General features: G+C 64.5%; 19 protein-coding genes and 1 pseudogene. 9 read left to right on the forward strand and 11 right to left on the reverse strand.

The window, feature by feature from the left end; all coding sequences use genetic code 11:
- The 4 genes from ACNPP0_RS19950 to ACNPP0_RS19965 form a co-directional block, all read right to left on the reverse strand.
- On the reverse strand, positions 1 to 1,164 hold a 1,164-nt coding region (locus ACNPP0_RS19950), incomplete at its 3' end, for an aminotransferase-like domain-containing protein (protein ID WP_448706810.1).
- A 63-nt stretch (positions 1,165 to 1,227) separates the two neighbouring features.
- Positions 1,228 to 1,365 (reverse strand): DUF2474 family protein, encoded by a 138-nt coding sequence (locus ACNPP0_RS19955; protein ID WP_082134497.1) that lies wholly within the window; start codon positions 1,363 to 1,365, stop codon positions 1,228 to 1,230.
- Positions 1,365 to 2,372 (reverse strand): cytochrome d ubiquinol oxidase subunit II, encoded by a 1,008-nt coding sequence (gene cydB, locus ACNPP0_RS19960; RefSeq protein ID WP_332610170.1) that lies wholly within the window; start codon positions 2,370 to 2,372, stop codon positions 1,365 to 1,367. The genes ACNPP0_RS19955 and cydB overlap by 1 nt, the downstream gene beginning before the upstream one ends.
- 4 nt (positions 2,373 to 2,376) lie before the next feature.
- Positions 2,377 to 3,813, reverse strand: a complete 1,437-nt coding sequence (locus ACNPP0_RS19965; protein ID WP_332610172.1) for a cytochrome ubiquinol oxidase subunit I — start codon at positions 3,811 to 3,813, stop codon at positions 2,377 to 2,379.
- Positions 3,814 to 4,202: 389 nt separating this feature from the next.
- On the opposite strand from ACNPP0_RS19965, the gene ACNPP0_RS19970 reads away from it, so the two are divergent.
- Positions 4,203 to 4,877 (forward strand): GntR family transcriptional regulator, encoded by a 675-nt coding sequence (locus tag ACNPP0_RS19970; protein ID WP_332610173.1) that lies wholly within the window; start codon positions 4,203 to 4,205, stop codon positions 4,875 to 4,877.
- 48 nt (positions 4,878 to 4,925) lie between these two features.
- Here ACNPP0_RS19970 and phbB read toward each other — a convergent pair whose 3' ends face one another.
- Both phbB and ACNPP0_RS19980 read right to left on the reverse strand, forming a co-directional pair.
- Positions 4,926 to 5,672 (reverse strand): acetoacetyl-CoA reductase, encoded by a 747-nt coding sequence (gene phbB / locus ACNPP0_RS19975; protein WP_332610174.1) that lies wholly within the window; start codon positions 5,670 to 5,672, stop codon positions 4,926 to 4,928.
- Entirely contained in the window at positions 5,662 to 6,129 is a 468-nt protein-coding gene (locus ACNPP0_RS19980) for a hypothetical protein (protein WP_332610176.1), read from the reverse strand. The genes phbB and ACNPP0_RS19980 overlap by 11 nt, the downstream gene beginning before the upstream one ends.
- A gap of 262 nt (positions 6,130 to 6,391) precedes the next feature.
- Between ACNPP0_RS19980 and ACNPP0_RS19985 the strand changes: the two genes are divergently transcribed.
- Positions 6,392 to 8,011 carry an EAL domain-containing protein gene (locus ACNPP0_RS19985; protein WP_332610177.1) on the forward strand — a complete coding sequence of 540 codons (1,620 nt, stop codon included), beginning with the start codon at positions 6,392 to 6,394 and terminating at the stop codon, positions 8,009 to 8,011.
- Positions 8,012 to 8,014: 3 nt separating this feature from the next.
- Here the strand turns inward: ACNPP0_RS19985 and kch are convergent, their stop codons facing one another.
- The gene (gene kch, locus ACNPP0_RS19990; protein ID WP_332610178.1) at positions 8,015 to 9,226 is read right to left on the reverse strand and encodes a voltage-gated potassium channel protein; all 1,212 of its coding nucleotides are present in this window, start codon (positions 9,224 to 9,226) and stop codon (positions 8,015 to 8,017) included.
- A gap of 440 nt (positions 9,227 to 9,666) precedes the next feature.
- The gene (locus ACNPP0_RS19995) at positions 9,667 to 10,479 is read right to left on the reverse strand and encodes a winged helix-turn-helix domain-containing protein (RefSeq protein WP_332610179.1); all 813 of its coding nucleotides are present in this window, start codon (positions 10,477 to 10,479) and stop codon (positions 9,667 to 9,669) included.
- Between the two features lie 648 nt (positions 10,480 to 11,127).
- On the opposite strand from ACNPP0_RS19995, the gene ACNPP0_RS20000 reads away from it, so the two are divergent.
- A complete protein-coding gene (locus ACNPP0_RS20000) occupies positions 11,128 to 11,493 on the forward strand; it encodes a helix-turn-helix domain-containing protein (RefSeq protein ID WP_332610275.1) in 366 nt (121 codons plus the stop codon).
- Here the strand turns inward: ACNPP0_RS20000 and ACNPP0_RS20005 are convergent.
- Entirely contained in the window at positions 11,474 to 12,640 is a 1,167-nt protein-coding gene (locus ACNPP0_RS20005; RefSeq protein WP_448706811.1) for an acyltransferase family protein, read from the reverse strand. The genes ACNPP0_RS20000 and ACNPP0_RS20005 overlap by 20 nt on opposite strands.
- Before the next feature lie 306 nt (positions 12,641 to 12,946).
- On the opposite strand from ACNPP0_RS20005, the gene ACNPP0_RS20010 reads away from it, so the two are divergent.
- The 3 genes from ACNPP0_RS20010 to ACNPP0_RS20020 all read left to right on the forward strand — a co-directional run bounded on the left by ACNPP0_RS20010 (position 12,947) and on the right by ACNPP0_RS20020 (position 15,213).
- Positions 12,947 to 13,477, forward strand: coding sequence for an META domain-containing protein (locus tag ACNPP0_RS20010; protein ID WP_332610181.1), 531 nt, complete (start codon positions 12,947 to 12,949; stop codon positions 13,475 to 13,477).
- Positions 13,478 to 13,563: 86 nt separating this feature from the next.
- On the forward strand, positions 13,564 to 14,361 hold the full coding sequence (locus tag ACNPP0_RS20015) for a DUF4377 domain-containing protein (protein WP_448706812.1): 798 nt from the start codon (positions 13,564 to 13,566) through the stop codon (positions 14,359 to 14,361).
- A gap of 114 nt (positions 14,362 to 14,475) precedes the next feature.
- Positions 14,476 to 15,213: a sulfurtransferase gene (locus tag ACNPP0_RS20020; protein ID WP_332610183.1), complete on the forward strand. Its 738-nt coding sequence runs from the start codon at positions 14,476 to 14,478 to the stop codon at positions 15,211 to 15,213.
- Positions 15,214 to 15,294: 81 nt separating this feature from the next.
- On the opposite strand, the gene metG is transcribed toward ACNPP0_RS20020, so the two are convergent.
- A complete protein-coding gene (metG, locus tag ACNPP0_RS20025) occupies positions 15,295 to 17,415 on the reverse strand; it encodes a methionine--tRNA ligase (protein ID WP_332610277.1) in 2,121 nt (706 codons plus the stop codon).
- 202 nt (positions 17,416 to 17,617) lie between these two features.
- Entirely contained in the window at positions 17,618 to 17,893 is a 276-nt protein-coding gene (locus ACNPP0_RS20030; protein WP_006221752.1) for a hypothetical protein, read from the reverse strand.
- A 101-nt stretch (positions 17,894 to 17,994) separates the two neighbouring features.
- On the opposite strand from ACNPP0_RS20030, the gene apbC reads away from it, so the two are divergent.
- The 3 genes and pseudogenes from apbC to ACNPP0_RS20045 form a co-directional block, all read left to right on the forward strand.
- Complete coding sequence (gene apbC, locus ACNPP0_RS20035) at positions 17,995 to 19,083, forward strand: iron-sulfur cluster carrier protein ApbC (protein WP_448706813.1); 1,089 nt, start codon at positions 17,995 to 17,997, stop codon at positions 19,081 to 19,083.
- A 3-nt stretch (positions 19,084 to 19,086) separates the two neighbouring features.
- Positions 19,087 to 20,982, forward strand: a complete 1,896-nt coding sequence (locus ACNPP0_RS20040) for an autotransporter assembly complex protein TamA (protein ID WP_332610185.1) — start codon at positions 19,087 to 19,089, stop codon at positions 20,980 to 20,982.
- Positions 20,979 to 21,610 (forward strand): annotated as a pseudogene (locus ACNPP0_RS20045) (translocation/assembly module TamB domain-containing protein); the annotation flags it as partial. The gene ACNPP0_RS20040 and the pseudogene ACNPP0_RS20045, both read left to right, overlap by 4 nt.

A 21,610-nucleotide genomic window follows, 5' to 3' on the forward strand; every position in this document is an offset into this window, starting at 1 on the left:
GTAGCGCGCCACGGCCTGTAGTAGTTCGCCCTGCTGCAAGGCCAGCGCCTGCCGGAACTGCCGCAGGTGGCGGTCGTAGCCGCCTTTTTCCAGATAGGCCGCGATGGCGGCCTGGGTGGGCGCGGCGGTGGCCAGGCTGGTGGTCAGCTTGTTGCGCATGATCTGCCGGGTATGGCGTCCGCCGGCCACCCAGCCCACGCGATAACCCGGCGCCAGCGTCTTCGAAAACGACGAGCAATGCATCACGATGCCTTCCTTGTCGAACGCCTTGGCCGGGCGCGGCCGGTGTTCGCCAAAGTACAGTTCGCCGTAGACGTCGTCTTCAATCAGCGCCACGCCGTGACGCGTCAGCAGCTTGACCAGCGCTTCCTTCTTGCTGTCGGGCATCAGGCTGCCCAGCGGATTCTGAAACGTGGTCATCAGCCAGCAGGCACGCGGACGGTGCTGCACGATGGCATGTTCCAGTGCTTGCAGGTCGATGCCTTCGCGCGGATGCGTGGCCACTTCAATGGCGTGCAGATGGTTGCGTTCCAGCGATTGCAGCGCGGCGTAGAAGGTGGGGGATTCGACGATGACCGCATCTCCTGGCTGGGTCACCGCCGCCAGGCTGAGGTTCAGTGCGTCCAGCGCGCCGTTGGTGATGATGATGTCGTCCACCGGCACCGTCAGGCCATCGGCCAGATAGCGCAACGCAATGGCGCGGCGCAGCGCGGCGTCGCCCGGGCTGAGGTCGTCAATGGAACCCCAGGGGTCCAGCCGCTGCGCTGCCGACGCCATGAACTTTCCCAGCCGCGCGTAGGGCAGCAGCGAGGGGCTGGGAAAGGCGGAGCCAAATGGCACCATGTCGCGGCGCAAGGTGGCGTTAAGCACCTTCAGCACATTGTCGCTGACGTCCACCGGGTGGCGTCCGGCGGTGGCGCTGGACAGGGCGTCGGGCTCCGGTAGCCCGGCGTGCGGGGCGCGCAGCACGTAGTAGCCGGACCGATCGCGCGCGCGGATCAGGCCGCGCGCTTCCAGCAGGTAATAGGCCTTGAACACCGTTGAGGGGCTGACGCCCCGGCTGGTGCTGGTCTGCCGCACCGACGGCAGCCGGTCGCCCACTTGCAGCAAGCCGGAACGGATGGAGGCGGTGATGTCTTCGGTCAGACGTTCATAGCGCTTCATGGCGGTGTCGTTTTAAAGGGGGAAGGGGGGCGGGGTGGGTGGCGCGGTGGTGATGGGGCGCGGTCATGTCGACATGCCGATGGCGCGCATCAGAAGCCGTAGCGCGTAGGCCGCCACGCCCAAGGTGGCGACGCTGGCGGCCCACAGCAGCGCCAGCCACAGCAGACGGCGGGGCCAAGCAGATGTTGTCCAGACACGCATCAATGGAACTCCTCGCCGGTGCGGACCTTGCCGCGGAATACGTAGTACGACCAGGCCGTGTAGGCCAGGATAATCGGAATGATCAGCAGCGCGCCGACCAGTGCGAAACCCTGGCTTTGCGGCGGCGCGGAAGCCGTCCAGATGGAGACGTCAGGCGGAATGATGGCGGGCCAGATGCTGATGCCCAGACCGGTATAGGCCAGGAACACCAGCGCCAGCGACAGCATGAACGGCCCGGCGGCGGGCATGGCGCGCACGCGTCGGATCAGCTCGAAGCCGGCGGCGGCCACCAGCACCGGCACCGGGAAAAACCAGAACATATTGGGCAGGCTGAACCAGCGCTGCGCGATCCGCGGCTGCGCCAGCGGCGTCCACACGCTAAGCACCGCGATCACGGCCAGCAGGGTCAGCGTCAGCGGCCGTGCGATATCGCACATGTGGCGGTGCAGCCGGCCTTCGGTTTTCATGATCAGCCAGGTGCAGCCCAGCAAGGCATAACCCACCACCAGCCCTACGCCTGTGAACAGCGAGAACGGGCTGATCCAGTCCCACGCGCCGCCGTGATAGGCGCGCCCCACCACCGTAATACCTTCAATGTAGGCGCCCAGCGTCACGCCCTGGAAGAACGTGGCGGTGACCGAGCCGAAGACAAAGGCCAGGTCCCAATAAGGCCGATGATGTTCGTCGGCCTTGAAGCGGAATTCAAATGCCACGCCGCGAAACACCAGCCCCAGCAGCATGAACACCAGCGGCAGGTGCAGCGCGCTGAGAATCACCGAATACGCCAACGGAAACGCCGCCATCAGCCCCGCGCCGCCCAGCACCAGCCAGGTCTCGTTGCCGTCCCACACGGGAGCCACGGTGTTGACCATGACGTCGCGTTCGTCGCGGTTGCGGATCAGCGGAAACAGGATGCCGATGCCCAGGTCAAAGCCGTCCATCACCACGTACATCATCACGCCGAACAGGATGATGACGGCCCATATCAATGCAAGGTCGATGCCCATGGCGTCAGACTCCGGAAGGGTTGTGCGGCGCGGGTTCCACCCCCGCCAGCGTGGACGCGGCCGACAGCGGGCGGGACGGCTGGCGCGGTTCGCCCGGGCCGCCAGACAGCGGCGCGTGGCCGGGCGCGGGGCTGGGCCCCATGCGGATCAAGCGCAGCATGTACGACACGCCGGCGCCGAACACCAGCAGGTAGACCGCCACGAACAAGGCCAGTGTCAACGTCAGTTCGCCGACGCCATGCGGCGTGGCCGCGTCGGCCGTGCGCATCACGCCGTAGACGATCCAGGGTTGGCGGCCAATCTCGGTCACGTACCAGCCGGCCAGCATCGCGACAATGCCGGACGGCCCCATCCACAACGCAAAGCGTTGCAGCGCGCGCGACTCGTACAGACGCCCGCGCCAGCGGGTCCATAGCGCCCAACCTGCCAACAGAATCATCAGCATGCCCAGCCCGGCCATGATGCGAAACGACCAGAACACCACGGTGGCGTTGGGGCGGTCTTCGGGCGGATACGACTTCAGCCCGGGGAACTGGCCGTCCCAGCTATGCGTCAGGATCAGGCTGCCCAGGCGCGGCACGTTCAGCGCAAAGCGCGTTTCTTCGCGCTCCATGTCGGGAATGCCGAACAGCGTCAGCGGCACGCCCGCGCCCGGTTCGTTTTCCCAATGGCCTTCAATGGCGGCGATCTTCGCGGGTTGGTGCTTCAGGGTATTCAGGCCATGGAAGTCGCCCACCACCGCTTGCAGCGGCGCCACCAGCAGCAGCATGCCCATGGCCATGGCGAACATTTTCTTCACGGCGGGGCTGCGATCGCCGCGCAGCAAGTGCCACGCGCCCGAGGCGCCCACCATCAACGCGGTCGCCAGGAAGGCGGCGATGCCCATGTGCGCCAGGCGATACGGAAACGACGGATTGAAGATCACGGCCAGCCAGTCGGTGGGCACGACGCGCCCGTCCAGAATCTGGTAGCCGGCGGGCGTCTGCATCCAGCTGTTTGACGCCAGGATCCACGTGGCCGACACCAGCGTGCCCAGCGCCACCATGATGGTCGAGAAAAAGTGCAGGCCCGGCCCCACGCGTGTCCAGCCGAACAGCATCACGCCCAGGAAGCCGGCTTCCAGGAAAAAGGCGGTCAGCACTTCGTACGCCAACAGCGGCCCCGTCACGCTGCCCGCGAAGTCCGAGAAAAAACTCCAGTTGGTGCCGAACTGGTACGCCATCACCAGGCCGGACACCACGCCCATGCCGAAGTTGACGGCAAAGATCTTGGTCCAGAAGTGATACAGGTCGCGGTAGACGGTTTTGCCCGTGCGCAGCCAGAAGCCTTCCAGCACGGCCAGGTAACTGGCCAGGCCGATCGTGATGGCGGGAAAAACGATGTGGAATGAAATGGTGAACCCGAACTGTATTCGGGCAAGCAATAGCGCGTCGCCATGCATAGCGGTCTTCCTGATAAACGGGTGTCCTACCTGACGAACGGTAGATCCGCAGCAAGATGCAGTACAGATTCAGAAACCGAATAAAAAAGCGGATCAGTTTGAATGCGGCGGCGGATAAACCCAGGCAAGGCAAGCGTTTGGGGCCTGCGCCAGGGCATCGCGCGGACGGCGTGCATGGCCCCGATAAGCGGCTCAGGCCGGTCGCCGGGGAATCCATCGGGCCGGATGGGCGGCGGGCGGGGCAGGCGCGGCGCGTCGGGTCCGGCGGTGCCGACCCGTTCGAGTTCATTCGGCTACGATGGGAGCCCGCCGTTGGATCCCCTTTCATCGACGTTCGCCGCAGGCCGCTGTTGGTTGCGCCGCCCGCGCGCCCGAGATACCCGAGAGTCATGAGCATCCCCCACACGAAGGGCACGTCCGCAAAAGCCCAGGCCTTGCCACATCGGATCCGCGATCAGCTGCGCTACGAAATCCTGACGGGCTCCTTGCCCGCGGGCACGCCGCTCAAGCAGGACGCTTTGGCCACGCGATTCCAGGCCAGCCGGATTCCGGTGCGCGAAGCACTGCGCCAGCTCGAAACCGAGGGTTTGGTGGCGTATCGCCTGAACCGGGGCGCGGTTGTCATCCACATGGACGTGGACCAGATCTGCGAACTGCTGGACATCCGCATCGCGCTGGAAGGCTATGCCGTGCGCGCGGCCGTGCCGAACATGGCGCGCGCCGACCTGGACGCGTTGGAAGCCATTTTGAAGGCTTACGACGAGGCTGATTCGGTGTCGGAATGGGCCGAGCTGAACCGCCGTTTCCACCTGGCGCTTTGCGCGCCGGCAAACAACACGCGGCTGCGTCGGCTGATCGAGGAGTACGGGCTGAACACCGATCGGTACACGCACGAGACGATGTCGCAGGCAAGGGGCAAGGAAGGTCTTCTGACGGACCTCGCCCGCATCCTGGAAGCTTGCCGCCAGCAAGACGGCGTCTTGGCCGCGCGTCTGGTGGAGACGCACATTATCGAGACCAAGAAAAACCTGGTCGCCATGTACCGCATGCGGGAGGACGATTAAAAAGGCCCGCCGGGCTGCGCCGGGCGGGCCGGTGGTGCCGCAATCAGATCAGCACATATGCTGGCCACCGTTGATGGCGACGTTGGCGCCGGTCATGAAGCCCGCGTGCGGGCCGCACAGAAACGCCACCAGCGCCGCCACTTCCTCGGGTTGGCCCAAGCGGCCGACCGGTATCTGCGGCAGGATCTTTTCCTTCAACACGTCTTCGGGCACGGCCTGCACCATGCGGGTGTCCAGATAGCCCGGCGATACGGTGTTGACGGTGACGCCCTTGCCGGCCAGCTCCAGCGCCAGCGCCTTGGTGAAGCCGTGGATGCCCGCCTTGGACGCCGCGTAGTTCGTCTGGCCAAACGCGCCCTTGCTGCCGTTAACCGAAGAAATGTTGACGATGCGGCCCCACCCACGGTCCGCCATGCCGCCGCATAGCGGCTGCGTCATGTGGAACATGGAATCCAGGTTGCTGTGCATGACCTCGTTCCAGTATTCCAGGCTCATCTTGCGCAAACGGGCATCGCGCGTGATGCCCGCATTGTTGATCAGGATGTCGATCTGGCGCCCGTCGTGGTCCAGCCGTCGCATCAGCGTCTGGCACGATGCGTAGTCGCCTACGTCCACCTGGTACAGCGCAAAGCGGCGTCCGCGCGAGGCTTCTTGTTCGGCCCAGGCGTGGGCGGCGCCCTCGTTCGAGTGGTAGGTGGCGATGACGTCGTGGCCGGCATCGTGCAGCGCCAGGGCGATGGCCTGGCCCAGGCCGCCCGAGCCGCCGGTGACAAGCGCGGTGCGTTTAGCCGTCATGGCGGCCCCCTGGTTGGTTGGCATCGCGCATGGCGGCGCATGCGGCGGACATCTGCTCCGACATGGCGGACCAGATCTGCGTCATGGGAAAAGGCGCCGGCGCGATGCCACCGCCGGTGGCAAGCTTGAACCAGCCGCTCATTGCTTCACCCAGGCCGGCGGTCAGCGCGGCGTGCTCTTGCAGCGCGGCGTGAGTGATGGCCTGGCTGGCTTCCAGCTGGGATTGCCATTGCTTGCGGGTGATCTCGCCCAACGCCGGCGCAAGGGATTGCCAATCGCCGCCTTGTTGCAGCGGGGCGAGCGTGGACAGTGTGTTAGCGGTGTGTTGATCAGCCAGGTTGCGGCCCAGTTCGATCCAGCGCTGCTGGCTCTCCTGGGCAAGTTGAGTCAATCGCTGGTAGTAGGCGGCATTGGCGCCAGCAATTCCCTGGGGCATGGGGGCAGTAGGTTTCTTCATCATCCGTCCTTGTCAAAGTGGAAAGGGGTAACGAATCAGTCCTGTAAGCCGTCGGGGCAAGTGGCGGCAGCGCCATGGGATGGCGTGGGTCAACAATAGCCCAGCGCGGACCGGCAGCACCAGCCCGCGTGCGCCGTGTATTTGTGCCTGCGAAGTAACTTGACGTTACCCCGGGCTTGGTGTGTCATGCGTCGAAGCGGCACTGGCGCTGCACCGACTATTCAGCGAGGCAGTTGTGACCACATCAGGAATAACGGTTCGCGTGCCGTCCTGGCGGTACCTGCCGGTGGCGCTTGCCCTGGTGCTTCCCGCGCTACTGTGCCTGGCGGGTACCTGGATCCACGCCAAAAAGCAGCAGCGCACCGAGGCCGAAGCCGCCGCGCACATCGTCCGCGTACAGATCGAGAACATGCTTGCGCAAGCCTGGCCGGTGCTGGACCAGGTGGCCGACCTGACGCCGCGGCCCTGTGCCCAGGTGCTGCCGCAACTGCGCCGCTGGGGCACGCTGAATCCGTATTTCCGTGCCTTGGTGCTGGCCAACGATCGCCACATCTATTGTTCGTCGGTCGTCGGCGAGGTGGATTTCGAGTTGGGCGATTTCCGCAAATGGCCCATCGACGGCACGCCCGATCGGTGGTTGTTTTCGGTGGCGGGTACGCCGCTGGCGCCGGATCGCCCAGCAATTTTGCTGGGCAAGCCCGGCGCGCCGGGTTTTAGCGGCGCGGTCGCGCTTGACGGTCGCTACGTGTTGGACCTGCTGAATGCCGTCGGCACCTTGGGCGATTACCGTATCGAACTGATCGTGGGCAAGGGCGCGCCCATACACAGCGATTCCTGGAATGAAGACGACGCCGGCATCCAGCCCGTGTATGACGAGATCACGCGCAACAACGGGCGGGTCGCGCTGGCGATCAACGTCAGGGCGCCCACGGCAAGCCTGATGCAGGCCTGGAAGCAGTTGTTGCTGAGTTACCTGCCGGCCACCTTGCTGATCGGCGCGGGCCTGGCGTTTGCGGCGTATCGCCTCCAGCTGAACCGCCTGTCGTTCAAAGAGCAGTTGCGCCGCGCCATGCTGGCCAATGAGTTCCAGGTGCATTACCAACCGGTGTATGGGCAGCTGACCGGGCAGTGCGAAGGCGTGGAAGCGTTGATGCGGTGGAACCGGCCCGGCGTGGGTTTCGTGCGGCCGGACATCTTCATTGCAGCCGCCGAAGCCGAGGGCATGATCATCCCGTTGACCCAGCACCTGCTGAGGCTGATTGAACGCGATTTGCAAACGTGGCGCACGCCGCCGGACTTTCACATCGGCGTGAACATCGCGCCCGAGCACCTGTCCAGCAACCTGCTGGTGCCTGACATGCAGGCGTTCCTGGCTAATGTGGCCGCGCGGCGGCCGCTGCTGGTGCTGGAAATCACCGAACGCAGCTTGATTCAGGACAGCGGCCAGGCGCGCCGCAACATCGATGCGTTGCGGGCGGCGGGCGTGCGCGTGGCGATCGACGATTTCGGCACGGGACATTGCTCGCTGTCGTACCTGCAGAAGTTTCCGGTGGACTACCTGAAGATCGACAAGGGCTTTGTGCAATCGATTCTGCCGACCGGTGAAGAGGCGCCCGTGCTGGACGTGATCATCACCTTGTCGCATCGGCTGAATCTGGCGGTGGTAGCCGAGGGCGTTGAAACGCAGGTGCAGTTCGACTATCTGACGGCGCGCGGCGTGGCGTTCATCCAGGGCTATCTGTTTGCGCGGCCGATGCCGTCCGCTGAATTCATCCCCTGGTACGCAAAGCACTCGCCGCCGGGGGCGGCGCCGCCATCGTCCGGTGGCGTGGCGGCCGGCGTGTTGGCGCAGGAGGAGCCGCCGGGCGCGACGGCGGCGTAACGATCAGGACGCTTTGGCCCGCGGCTCTGCCTTGGCGAAGAACAGGTCGGTGATGGCCTGACCGTCCATGGGTTCACCGTTGATGGCGCGCGCCAGCAATTCGGCACCCAGCAGTTGCACCGAGAACACCAGGTCCGGCTGCACGCGCCGGATCTTTTCCAGGTGCTTGCTGGTGTTGACCAGCGCCACCGTCTTGGCGCCGCCCTGCGCCGTGGCTTCTTTGGCGGCCAGCACGATGAATGCATTTTCGGCGTCGTCGTCGCGCAGCGCCAGCACATAGCGCGCACGGGCGACGCCCGCGTTGTGCAGCACGTCCACGCTGGACGGGTCGCCTTCGATCAAATCGGTGGCAGCGGGGTATTCATGCGGCGTGCCCGCCGGCACGATCACCGTGACTTCGTCGCCGCGCCGGCGCAATCCGGCGTAGACGCTTAGCGCCAAGGGCGTTGCGCCCGCGATGATGATGTGGTTTTTTCTCATGGCGGTGGAAAACCTGCCTTTGACCAGCCGTTTCAAGTTGCCGCCGATCACCGGGCCGGCGATGGCGCTGATGGACGTGGCAAACACGGTAATGCCCAGGATGATAATCGACGCGGTGAACAGCCTGGCGGTGGTGCTGTGCGGCGTGATGTCGCCATAGCCCACGGTCGACATCGACACGATGGAAAAGTAGAACGCGGTGCCCGCGTCCTTGACGGGCGGGTTGAATTCTTCGCCCAGGTATAGCGTGCCGAAGACGGCGTAGATCAACAGGGACATCACGCTGACCAGCGCGAACAGCGAACCCGCCGTCACGCTCGCGCGGTCAAAGCGGCGCCAATACACCACCAGCGCGATCACCAGCACCATCGTGTAGATGCCCAGCCCCGCGCGGCCGCTGTCGCCAAGAATCGCAAAGGTGCCGATGCCGATCAGCAGCACCAGCGAGAAAGCCCAGGCGATGCGCGCCTTCAGGATCAGGCCGATGGCAATGACTTGCAGGCCCACGCCCAGCACCAGGCGGGGGATTTCCAGCAGGCCCACCACCCGCATCACTTCATGCCAATTGTCCAGCGCCAGCCAGAACGAATATTCGCGCGCGCGCACTTCGCGCAGCACGGGGTGCATGAAGGCATAGCCGTCCAGCGCAACCAGGATGGCCAGGCACCAGTTGGGGGGAAACACCGCCAGCACTTTCTTGTGCAGGCGCATCAGCGACACAGAGGTTGGCGGCATTGGAGCTGTCCTTTAGTCCGCATTTTAGGACGATGACACAAAGGGCTGCGCTATATCAAATAGGTATAGAAGGCTATCAACAAAGAATTACTGGATTTGGGTGCCAAGTCATAAACTTCGTTCATCACGCGGCTATCCAAGTGGGAAAACCGCTGATACGGGTGAAAGTCAGCCAGAAGTTGGGGCCGGCAAGCACCCAGGCGTTGATCACGTTGCAGCTTGTGCGGGGACTAGAGACCACGCAAAAGTTCACGGTCGGACCGTGCGTGAGCAGTATGAGGCACGAATGTTGGAATCGCGTGATCCAGGTAGAAGGCATCAGTGCCGGCTGATGACTCCGGGTTCACGTGTTGTTTTAGCGCGGCGTCTTACCTCTCGGGGGCAGCGCCGCGTTTTTTTCGCCCGTTCAATCTGAACGCGCCATGGGCGTTGCGCCCAGATCAGTTTGCCGCGCCGGCGTCTTCGGTTTCGCGGCCCCATTCTTCCAGCCCGTCCTGCCGGCTGTCCTCGCCCGAAGCCCGATAGTCCGGATCCAGCGCGATATCCGCCGCGAACATATAGCCCCAGCCGTGCACGGCCCGGATCGGCAATGTCATTTGATTGGCGGCGGCCTTGCGTCGCAAGCGGCTGATCATGACGTCGACGAAGCGTCGGCGAGTGATGCCGCTGTCCGCGTCGTCGGCGCCATCCGCATAGAACGCGTCGCGGCTGATCTTGCGGTCGGGCGCCGTCACCAGCCGCGACAGGAAATCGCGTTCGCCGGTGGTCAACCCCAGTGTGCGGCCGGCGGGGCTGATCAGCGTCCAGCCTTTGTTGGCCAGGCGCCAGGTTTCCTGCGCCGGTTCTTCGGCGTGCGTGTCCGCCGGGGCTTCCATGCCGTCCAGCCCCACGGCGCGGCGTACCAGCGCCTGCAATGCCGCGGCCAGCTCCAGCCCCGTCACATCGGGAGGCAGGCAGGCGTCCGCGCCGCAAAGCAGCGTCCGGATCCGGCTTTCGGCGTCGGCAAAGGCGGCGATGGCCACAATGCCCAGGCCGCGGTCAACCGCGCGCAAGCGTACGGCGGCGTTGTGGATGTCGGAAAGCGGCGCGTCCAGCACGACCAGCGGACTGGGGCGGCGGGAATAGCGGTCGTAGACGTCGATCAAGTCATGGCAACGGCGTACGCAGAAACCCAGATGAGACAAGGCATCCACAAGCCTGGCGTGCTTGGCATCGTCATTGCCAAGGAAAATGACATCCAGGGTGTTATTCATTGATGCTTCCAATGAGCCGGCGCGGCACGGAGCGTCGCGCCATGACGAGACCGTCTGGCGGTGTTTTTTTGAATGTGGGCACGGGTTTCGGCCGGGTTCCTGTTCCGATGCTGGCCGCCGGCGGCGAGGACTATGCCGCCTTGAAGTCACGCCCGTGTTTCATTTAAACACGGGCGTGTTTTTTTGTGAAGATACGTTTCTGTAGTTTCTGATGGTAACGGAGAGGCCCGGGCTTCACTGCCGGAAAGGGCGGCGCTGCCATGACTTCGTGCCCCTGTATCCCAGGATTATTAAGTATTACCGATACATTATTTTTCTATTTTGCATACGGAATTGCCCATAAACTCGGGCGGCTTTAACGTCGGCCTTGCGGGTTGTACCCCGGTGCGACTACCCTTTTGCGCGCACGCCGGATTATTGCGGTAAGTGGCTGGCCAGCTTGGGTTTTTTCAGGTGTGACCGACTCGATAAAGCCGTGCCGGCGCCGGCTCACGCGGCAGGCAAGCACGCGCATATTGCGATTTACGGATTAACCCTGAAATTGGGGTGCAATCCGTTTATTTGGCCCCAGTGTTGAGATGTTTTAATCAAATAAATAATTTCATATTAATGTCTCAGGTTGATCGATTGGACACGTTTAGCCATCGTCTGCGCAACGCAAGAATGCTTCAGGGATGGACTCAAAAAGACTTGGCGGTCGCAAGCAACCTGTCGCAAAGCGCTATCGGCAACTACGAAAGCGGGCAGCGCCAGCAGCCCTCCAGCGATGCGCTGATCAAATTGACCCGCGCCCTGCGGGTCAGCCCGATGTGGCTCAGCACCGGAGAAGGGCCCATGCTTAGCTCCGGCTATGCCGAGCCATCCGTGGCCAACGACCATGTTGGCGAGCTGCCGGTACCACCCGCGTGGCCTTTTGAATCGGTGTCCTACGCTACCTATTCACGTTTGAGCTCGCAGGAAAAGCGGCAGATCGAACTCGTGCTTGCCGCCTACATCAAGGCACGCGGCGAATAGGCCCCATGGGCTGCGCCGGGCTGGGCGGCACCGCGCTTTGCGGGCGGCGATGCGGGTCCGGCGCGGGCATGGCCTCGCCCAATTGCGGCTTGCGGCGCAGGCGGCTGCGCAAGCGTTCCACAGGGTCCGCCACCAGGCCATTCAACAGCGCCGAAAACCCGATGCAGCCCGCGATTACCAACGCCGAGAACAGCATGGGCTGGTGCATTTCAACGTCGTTCAGCAGCCAGCTGAAGAACAGAATCACCAACGAATGACAGATATAGATGGGATAGCTGAGTTCTCCGATGGCCTTGTCCAGGCGGTGGCGCGACTGGAACAGAAAAGCCAGCGGCAACAGCGCGGCAAACAGCAGCACCGCCAACCCATCACGCACCGTCGGATTGATGCCGATGGAAAAGTGCAGCAGCGTGTAGATGAACAGCGCCACGGTGCCCGCTTCAGGCAGCCGGTGAAACCGGCGCGTCCAGGCCTTGAAGCGCGGCAGCAGTACCTGGTGCGATAGCGAACCGATCAAGAACAACGCCAGTTCGGTGGGAAAGAATCGATAGGTCCAGGGATCCGTCACGCCGATGCCGGTCACGATCAAGACGCCGCGCAGCGCCAACGATGCGGCCAGCAGGGCCAACAGCCTGCGCGGCGATCCCAATACAAAGGGCGCGACCAGGTAGAAGCTCATTTCGACACCCAGCGTCCAGGCCTGCGGCACCAGCAGCCCCTGGTAGAGCGGCACTTCGCTATTGGCGAAGCTGCCCGTGAACGCCAGCGCCGAATGTTCGATGCCGAAGAACATCAACCAGTCCTGTCCGAAGATGAACAGGTTGGACAGCACCAGGAACAGGTCGGCTGAAAACGGCAGGGCTGCATAGAAGCGGAAGAACGCGCCGCCGCTTAATACATGCGCCAGCAGGGTCAGGCCGGCCACCGCCAGATAGATGGGGAACAGGCGCAAGAAGCGATTGGCGTAGAACTTGCCCGTGGCGCCCTGGTAGTTGTCCGTGGCGGTCAGCACGTATGAAATCAAGAAGCCTGAAATCACGTAGAAAAGCTGCACCGCCAGGCGGCCGCCGACAAGATGATCGGCATAGCCGCCGCCCAGGTGATCCAGCACCACTGATAGCGCCAGTAGAGTTCTCAAGAAGCCCATCGCCGTGTCTCCCGTTAATCTTTTTATGGACGGCCAGAAGCGGCCGACGCATGCGTCGTTCGTTACGTTGCGATCGGCTTCTTTACCCTGTGCTGCCAGGGTGGCCAGATGCGAGGTCTGGACTGATTCTGCGCGTCGGCCGAAGGCGCCGCCATGCGGCATTCGATGCAGCACCCTGCATCTTCGGCGTGATGGACGAGGCACTTTCGTGCTGCTTTTGGATACGGCTGTAGGGTTTAGAGAGCAGGACGTTACAGGCCTGTGCCGGTTACAGTTGGGGCTGTGAAACCTTTAGGAGACCTATTCATGCCTAGCCCTCTGTCTTCGCGTTGTCAGCTACTTTGCGCAGGTTTGCTGGCCGTGGCATTGGCGGGTTGCGCGGGGTCCACCGGAGGCGCGCGCCCGCAAGGCGCCGCCGCGGCCAATGCCGCCACCAGCGCCGATTCCCTGGCCCAGACAAGTTGGGAACTGGTGCGCTGGACCCAGACGGGCGGCGCCCAGCGCGACATCCCCCACGGCGACAACGGCGAGCCGGTGCAACTGACCTTTCTGGCGCAGGGCAAGCAGTACCGCGTCAACGGCTTTTCCGGCTGCAACCGCTATATGGGTTCGTACAAGCTGCAAAGCGGCAAGCTGTTCATCGACGCGCCGGCCACCACGCGCATGGCCTGCGTGCCGCCCGAACGCGCCAAGCTTGAAGCCGACTACCTGCGCGGCCTGACCGCCATCGATACCTTCACGCTGGACAGCGGCGGCGCGCCCCGGCATCTGACGTTCAACCTGCGCGGCGGCGACGTGCTGGAATTTGAACGCCGCCAGGATCCCCCCACGCCCTAAACGATTGGCGGCGCGATAATGTGGCCGTTCCACGCCCTGCATGACGCGGCGGCGCGGCGTGGCTGGCTGATTTCCGGAGACCGCTAATGCCTTTTATTGCTTCCTTGCGCTGGATGGCGCCGTGCGCGCTGTCCATCGCGCTGGCCGCCTGTGCCGGCCCGTCCCCGCGCGCGGCCGACGGACAAGACCCGCGCTTTCAACCGGCGTCGAAGTCCGACATCCTGGCGCAAACCAGCTGGGACCTGGCGCGCTGGACCTTGCCTGGCGGCGGCCTGCGGACAATTCCGCATCCCACGTCGAATTCGCGTCCGCTGACCGTGAGCTTCGTGCATGTGCAGGGTGCGCCGCGGATATCGGGCTTTGCGGGTTGCAACCAATACAACGCGCCCTATACCGTCGCCAACGGCCAACTGATCGTGCAGGCGAATCCCGTCGCCACGATGATGGCGTGCGCGCCGCGGAACATGAAGCTGGAGCAGGACTTTCTGGCCGGCCTGACGCGCATCACCGCGACGTCGCTGGACAACACCAACAACCCGCAGCGCATGACGTGGGTGCTTGCCAGCGGCGATACGCTGGACTTTGGCCGGCGCGTGGACCCGGTGGCGGGCGGGCAAGCCGGGCCGACCAAGCTGGTCTATGTGAATGCCGAGCGCGTGCCCTGCGACGGGGGCGCCGGCCGCGCCCTGTGCTATCAGGTGCGCGACAGCGCCTCGCAGCCGTGGCAATACTGGTATGGCGACATTACGGGCTTTCAGTTTCAGCCGGGCATCCGTTACCGCCTGCGGGTGGTTGAAGTGACTGACCCGACCCCCCCGCCGGGCGCTTCAACCGTGCGCTGGGTGCTGGACGCGGTGATCGAGCAGGAAGTCGTCAGCCGTTGACGCGGATCAATCCGGGCGCTGGGCGGCGTGGCCTGCCCGGCGTTGGCCGCTGCGGGGCAAGCTGCTCAGCGTTTACTATTACGGGCTTCGCCCACCGCTTTGCACTGCTTTGCCATGACTGCCGTCGTCAATATCGCCGCCTATAAATTCGTTTCCCTGGATCTTCTGCCCGACTTGCGCGCCCACCTGCTGACGGTGGCGGGCGACTGCGGGCTCAAGGGCACCATCCTGTTGGCCGAAGAAGGCATCAACCTGTTCCTGGCGGGTGCCGCCGAGGGCATCGATACCTTTCTGCAAACGCTGCGCGCCGATGCGCGCTTTGCGGATCTGGAAGTGAAATTCAGCCACAGCGAAGGCGTGCCGTTTCGCAAGCTGCTGGTCAAGATCAAGCGCGAAATCATCCGCATGGATCACCCCACCATTCGCCCTGAAGCAGGCCGTGCGCCGGGGGTGGACGCCAAGACGCTGGCGCGCTGGCTTGAGCAGGGCACCGACGATGCCGGCCGCCCGGTCGTCATGCTGGACACGCGCAACGCGTTTGAAGTTGATGAAGGCACTTTCAAGAACGCCATCGATTGGCGCATCGAGCGCTTCACGCAGTTTCCGGCCGCCGTACAGGCCCATCGCGCAGAACTGGAAGGCAAGACGGTCGTCAGCTTCTGCACGGGCGGCATCCGCTGCGAAAAAGCCGCCATCTACATGAACGAGGCGGGCGTTCCAAACGTATATCAGTTGGACGGCGGCATCCTGAAGTATTTCGAGGAAACCGGTGGCGTGGGGTATGACGGCAAGTGCTTCGTCTTTGACGAACGCCATTCGCTGGACCCGGAGCTGGCGCCCACCCAGCCGTAGCCCTGGCCCGGGGCGTCTGACGCAAAAAAAAAAGCCCGCCATTTACCCGGCGGGCTTTTTTGCGTCAGACGGATGCGCCGATCAACGCACGCGCATGCCGGGCTTGGCGCCGGGGAAGGGCTCCAGTACATAGATGCCGGCGTCCACGGATTCGTCCGCATGGCTGGCGGCCAGCACCATGCCTTCGGACACGCCGAACTTCATCTTGCGCGGCGCCAGGTTGGCCACCATGACGGTCAGCTTGCCGATCAGGTCTTCCGGCTTGTAGGCCGACTTGATGCCCGAGAACACGTTGCGGTGGCGACCTTCGCCCACGTCCAGCGTCAGGCGCAACAGCTTGGTCGAGCCTTCGACGTGTTCGCAGTTGACGATCTGCGCAATGCGCAGGTCGACGCGGGCGAAATCGTCGATGGAAATGGTCTCGGCGACGGGCTCGCCACCGGGCACAACGACGGGGGCGGCGGGCGGTTCGAACAGGTCTTCCAGCATTTGCGGTTCCACGCGTTGCATCAGGTGCTTGAAGGGCGCCACGCGCTGCGGCAGCACGGCGGCATCGGCCCAGGTAAACGGCGCCTGCGCGCCAAACAGCTCCAGCGCCACGCGCTCGGCCAGCGACGGCAACACCGGCGCCAGCATCACGGACAAGGCCTTGAAGCCGGCCAGTGAACGCGAGCAGATGTCTTGCAACGCGGCCTTTTGCGCGTCGTCGGCGGTGGCCAGGCCCTTGGCCAGTACCCACGGCTGCGCCGTGTCGAACGCCTGGTTGATGCGGTCGGCGTAGGCCATGATTTCGCGGATGGCGCGGTTGTATTCGCGCGCCTCGAAGGCGGCGCGGATGGATTCGGCCTGTTCGGCGTATTCGGCCGACAACGCGGCGGTGTCGCCGGAATAGCCCAGCACGCCGTCAAAATGCTTGGTGATGAAGCTGGCGGCGCGGCTGGCGATGTTGACGTATTTGCCGACCAGGTCGCTGTTGACGCGGGCGATGAAATCTTCGGGGTTGAAGTCCACGTCCTCGACGCGGGCGTTCAGCTTGGCCGCGATGTAATAGCGCATCCATTCGGCGTTCATGCCCAGTTCCAGATAGCGCAGCGGCGAAATGCCGGTGCCGCGGCTCTTGGACATTTTTTCACCGCTGACGGTGATGAAACCGTGCACATTGACCGCGTCCGGCGTCTTGCGCCCGGCAAACTTCAGCATGGCGGGCCAGAACAGCGCGTGGAAATACACGATGTCCTTGCCGATGAAGTGCACTTGTTCGGTGGTGCCGTTGGGGTCGAGCAGGGCGTCGAAATCCAGGCCCTTGACCGCGCAGTACGACTTCAGCGACGCCAGATAGCCGACCGGTGCGTCCAGCCACACGTAGAAATACTTGCCCGGCGCGTCGGGGATTTCAATGCCGAAGTAGGGCGCATCGCGCGAGATGTCCCAGTCGCCCAGCTTGGCCTCGCCGTCTTCGGCGCCCAGCCACTCGCGGGTCTTGGCCAGCATTTCCGGCTGCAAGTGCTTGCCGCCGTTGGCGTTGGAGCCGGTGGTCCATTGCTGCAGGAATTCCACGCAGCGCGGGTCCGACAACTTGAAGAAAAAGTGGTCGGACGACTTCAGCACGGGCGTCGCGCCGGTCAGCGCCGAGTACGGGTTGATGAGTTCGGTGGGCGCATACACGGCGCCGCACACCTCGCAGGAATCGCCGTATTGGTCCTTGGCGTGGCACTTGGGGCATTCGCCCTTGATGTAGCGGTCGGCCAGGAACATGCCCTTGACGGGGTCATAGAACTGTTCAATGGAGCGCGTTTCGATCAGGTTCTGCTCGCGCAGCGCGCGGTAGATGTCGTGCGACAGCGCGACGTTTTCCGCCGAATCGGTGGAATGCCAGTGGTCGAAACGGATGTGGAAACCGTTCAGGTACTGCGGGCGTTCAGCGGCATAGCGAGCCACCAGCGCCTGCGGCGTGATGCCCTCTTTTTCGGCCTTCAACATGATCGGCGCGCCATGCGCGTCGTCGGCACCCACGAAATGCACCGTGTGGCCCGCCATTCGCATCGAACGCACCCAGATATCAGCCTGGATGTATTCCATGATGTGGCCGATGTGGAAGGATCCGTTGGCGTAGGGCAGCGCTGTGGTGACAAATAGGGTGCGAGACATGGTTGTCGACAGAGGTGGAGGGAAAAAGGGTTTGGCGGGCCATTTTAGGACAATGGCGGGGACTTGCCCCGGCGCGGCCCGATAACGACACAACCCGCCGATCGCACAGGCGCGATTCGGGCGGGTTGGAATGGGTGACGGCCGGCAGGCGCTGGCAGTGCCCGGCACCGGCAGACCGGGCGGTCGTGCCGCGCGAGGGCAAGGGCAACGGCAAGCTTGCGCCGCACGCGGCGCAAGCGTTTACGTCATGCCGACGTTAGCGGACTTCGCGGGCTTCGACGTCGATCACATCGCCACGCGGCTGCGTGGCGAAGGGGGCGGTGGCGGTCTGGAAGGGTCCCGGTCGGGCGCCTTGGCGCTGGCTCCAGTAGGCGCGGACGCCGAAAGGTTTGCCGCGCACCTTGGCGACCACGTAAAGGATCGCCACGGCAAGCGCCGTGGACAGCATGAAGACCAGCGCCATCGCCATACCGATCAAGGCCAGGGCGGCGAAAAGGACGGCACGGAAGAAGCGGATAAGTGTGTTGGTCATGAAGGTCGGATGCAAAACGCAGCGAAAGGTTCCCGCGTATCCGCTATCCTTTAGGGGACGGCGGCCCGCAGAAGCCGCGCTGCCTACGGAACCATAGTGACATGAGTATAACGATAGAAAACATCCGCGCCGTTTTGCGCGCGGCGCGCGACCCGAACACGGGTTTGGACCTGGGCGTTTCTGTAAAAGATCGTGACATCGACCTGACAGGCGGCCGCGTGGCCGTCACCCTGGAATTGGGTTACCCCGCGGACGGCGTGCGGGAACAGGGGGCCGCCGTGGCGGCCGCTGCGCTTGCCCAGGCCGGCGCGCCCGATGCCCGCATCACCATTACCTGGAAGGTTGCGGCCCACGCGGTGCAGAAAGGTCTGAAGCCGCTGCCCAATGTGCGCAACATCATCGCGGTCGCGTCCGGTAAGGGCGGCGTGGGCAAGAGCACCACCGCCGTGAATCTGGCGCTGGCCTTGTCGGCCGAGGGTGCCAAGGTGGGCGTGCTGGACGCCGACATCTATGGCCCCAGCGTGCCGACGATGCTGGGCATTTCCGGCCGCCCGGAAAGCCTGGACAACAAAAGCATGGAACCCCTGACGGGCCACGGCTTGCAGGCGAACTCCATCGGCTTTCTGATCGACGCCGATTCGCCCGCTATCTGGCGCGGCCCGATGGTGACGCAGGCGCTGGAACAACTGCTGCGCCAGACCAATTGGCGCGACCTGGATTACCTGATCGTCGACATGCCTCCCGGTACGGGCGACGTGGCGCTGACGCTGGCGCAGAAGGTGCCGGTGGTGGGCGCCGTCATCGTTACCACGCCGCAGGACATCGCGCTGCTGGACGCCCGCAAGGGCCTGCGCATGTTCCAGAAGGTTGAAGTGCCGATTCTGGGCGTGGTCGAAAACATGGCCATCCACATCTGCTCGCAGTGCGGTCATGCCGAACACATTTTTGGTGAAGGCGGTGGCCAGCGCATGGCCGAGCAGTATCAGACGCCCTGGCTGGGCAGCCTGCCGCTGACGCTTGCCATCCGCGAACAGACGGACGCCGGCAAGCCCACCGTGGTGTCGGACGCCGGGAGCGAAGCCGCCGGGCTTTATCGTGGTATCGCCCGCAAGCTGGCCGCCGGGGTGGCCGCGCTACCGCGCGATATGGCCGGAAAATTCCCGTCTATCGTCGTCCAGCAGCCGACCTGACACATGCAATGGGCAGCCCGCGCCATTCTGGCAGGACTATGCGTATTTTCGGCAGAGGCGTTGGCCAAGCGGCCGGAAGTCATCGTGGACCCGGGCGGGGTGCCGCCGGCCGCGCTGACGGCCATCACCGAGGCCGTTGACGCGATTGCACGGCTGGCGGAAGACCAGGACGGGGGCGAAATCAACCGGCTGCGGCGGCGGGCCCGTGACGCCACGTTGGCCGCGCTGGCCACGCAGGGCTACTTTTCACCCACGGTAACGTTGGAGTCCGGCACCGATATCGGCGGGGAAACCTGGGATATCGGCATCGTGCCGGGCAAGCGCACGACCGTCTCTTCCGTGGACCTGAAGTTCACCGGCCGCATCACGCGCCCAGAGTTCGCCCAGCGCGTGCAGAAGCTGCGCGACGATTGGCAGCTCAAGGCCGGCCAGCCCTTCATCAATAGCGACTGGAACCGGGCCAAGTCGAATCTGCTGGACGAGGTCTCGACGCGCGACTTCATGCTGGCGCGCATGACGGCATCGCAGGCCGAAATCATGGCCGACACGGCCTCGGCCGCCTTGCATGTGACCATCGACAGCGGGCCGCAGGTTCGCATGGGCGAGCTGACCACCGAAGGCCTGAAACGCGTGCCGGACAAGCTGGTGCAGCGCTACGTGCGTTATTCGGTCGGGGCTGCCTACGATCAGAACCGGCTGGATACCTGGCAGCAGGACCTGCAATCCACGGCCTTCTTTCGCGGCGCCTTCGTGTCATTGGAGCAGCCCGGCAGCACGCCGCCGCAAGCTGCCGATGTGAAATCCGATCGCGCCCGCGCGCCCGGCTCCGCCGATGTGGCCGCCGCCACGCCCGCGGGCGACCCGACCGTGTCGGGCGCGGTGCCGCCCCCGCCGCCAGCCTATGACTCGGACGGCGAAGTGACCTTGCCGGTGCAGGTGCGCGTGGTTGAAGCGCCGCCCAAGCGCTTCACGGCCTCGATCGGCGTGGACGACGAGGCGGGCGTGCGCGTGGAATCGCTATACCGCCAGAACGTGGTGTTCGGCCAACCCGTCACCATGGAAACCGGTTTCAGCGTGGACCGCCTGCGCCAGCGCGCGTACGCCGACTTCCTGCTGCCGCCGACCGAGCGCGGCTACAAGGATTCGTTTGGCGTGCTGGCCGACCATTCCGACATCCAGGGCCTGGATGTGACCCGCTATGCCCTGGGCGCCACGCGCCTGCAAGAGCGCAAGGGCGCGGGCGATAGCCGCGTCGAATATGAAACGCGTTGGGGTCTGCTGCTGGCGCAGGACCACGTAAAAATCGACGGGGGCGAGGAATACACCCTGCCCACGCTGACCGCCACGGCCGAATGGCTGCGCCGCGACGTCGACAACAAATACGACCCACGCGAAGGCAACCTGATCGCCGTGGGCGGCGGCGTGGGCGTGACGCTGGACACCGGCGAACCCTATACCCGCGCCCGCCTGCGTGCGCAGAAATGGTGGCCCATCGGCAAGCTGGACGTGCTGACCGTGCGCGGTGAGGTCGGGCGTGTGTGGTCCAACAGCAAAGTGCAGGTGCCGGACGACTTCGGCTTTCGCACGGGCGGCGCGCGGTCCATACGCGGCTACAAGTATCAAAGCATTGGCGTGAAACGCGACAACGCGGTGGTCGGCGCGCCGACGCTGGTGGTGGGCAGCGTGGAATACGACCACTATTTCAACGAACGCTGGGGCATGGGCGTGTTCGTGGATGCCGGCGACGCCGCCGAGTCCTTCGGTGACATGTCGCTGGCGGTGGGCTACGGCGTCGGCGCGCGGGTGCGCACCCCCGCCGGCCCCTTGTTCCTGGACGTGGCCTACGGCCAGCGCGAGCGCGACCTGCGTCTGCACTTCTCGTTGGGGATCGCGTTTTGAAGCTGTTGCGCAAATTCCTGCGGCAGGTGCTGGTGTGGTGGCTGCCGGGTCTGGCGATGCTGCTGTTGCTGGCCGCCGGGTTCCTGTTCTGGCTGGTGGGGTCGCAAAGCGGCACGCGGCTACTGTTGACCACCGCCGCCCAGCAGTTGAACGGTCAGGCGCTGGACGTGACCGGATCGTTGCTGCGCGGCGTGACCGTGGGCAAGCTGGACCTGGACGCGGGCGGCACGCGCGTCGATATCAGCCACCTACATCTGAATGTGGATTGGCGCGCGCTGGGCCAGCGGCGCCTGCATGTGCGCGACGTGTCGGCGGAATCGGTGCGGGTGGCCTTGGCGCCGTCGGCCGAGGCGCCTGCCGCGCCGGACGATAACGAGCCGTTCTCGCTGCCGTCCCTGCCCGTGGATATTGCCGTGGACCGCCTGGCCCTGGGTGAGTTTCAACTGGAGCAGGGCGGCCAGCCATTGCCCGTGACCCTGGGCGACCTTAGCGCGACGTTCGCGGCCGGCAAGCAAGGCGCGCAGCTGCGCATCGCGTCGTTGCGGATCGGCCACGAGGTCGGCCAGGCGCAGGTGTCGGGCGAAGCGGAACTGCAAGGCATGGCCGACCCCTGGCCGTTCGCCGCGCG

The organism is Achromobacter semiaridum (genome assembly GCF_053543755.1).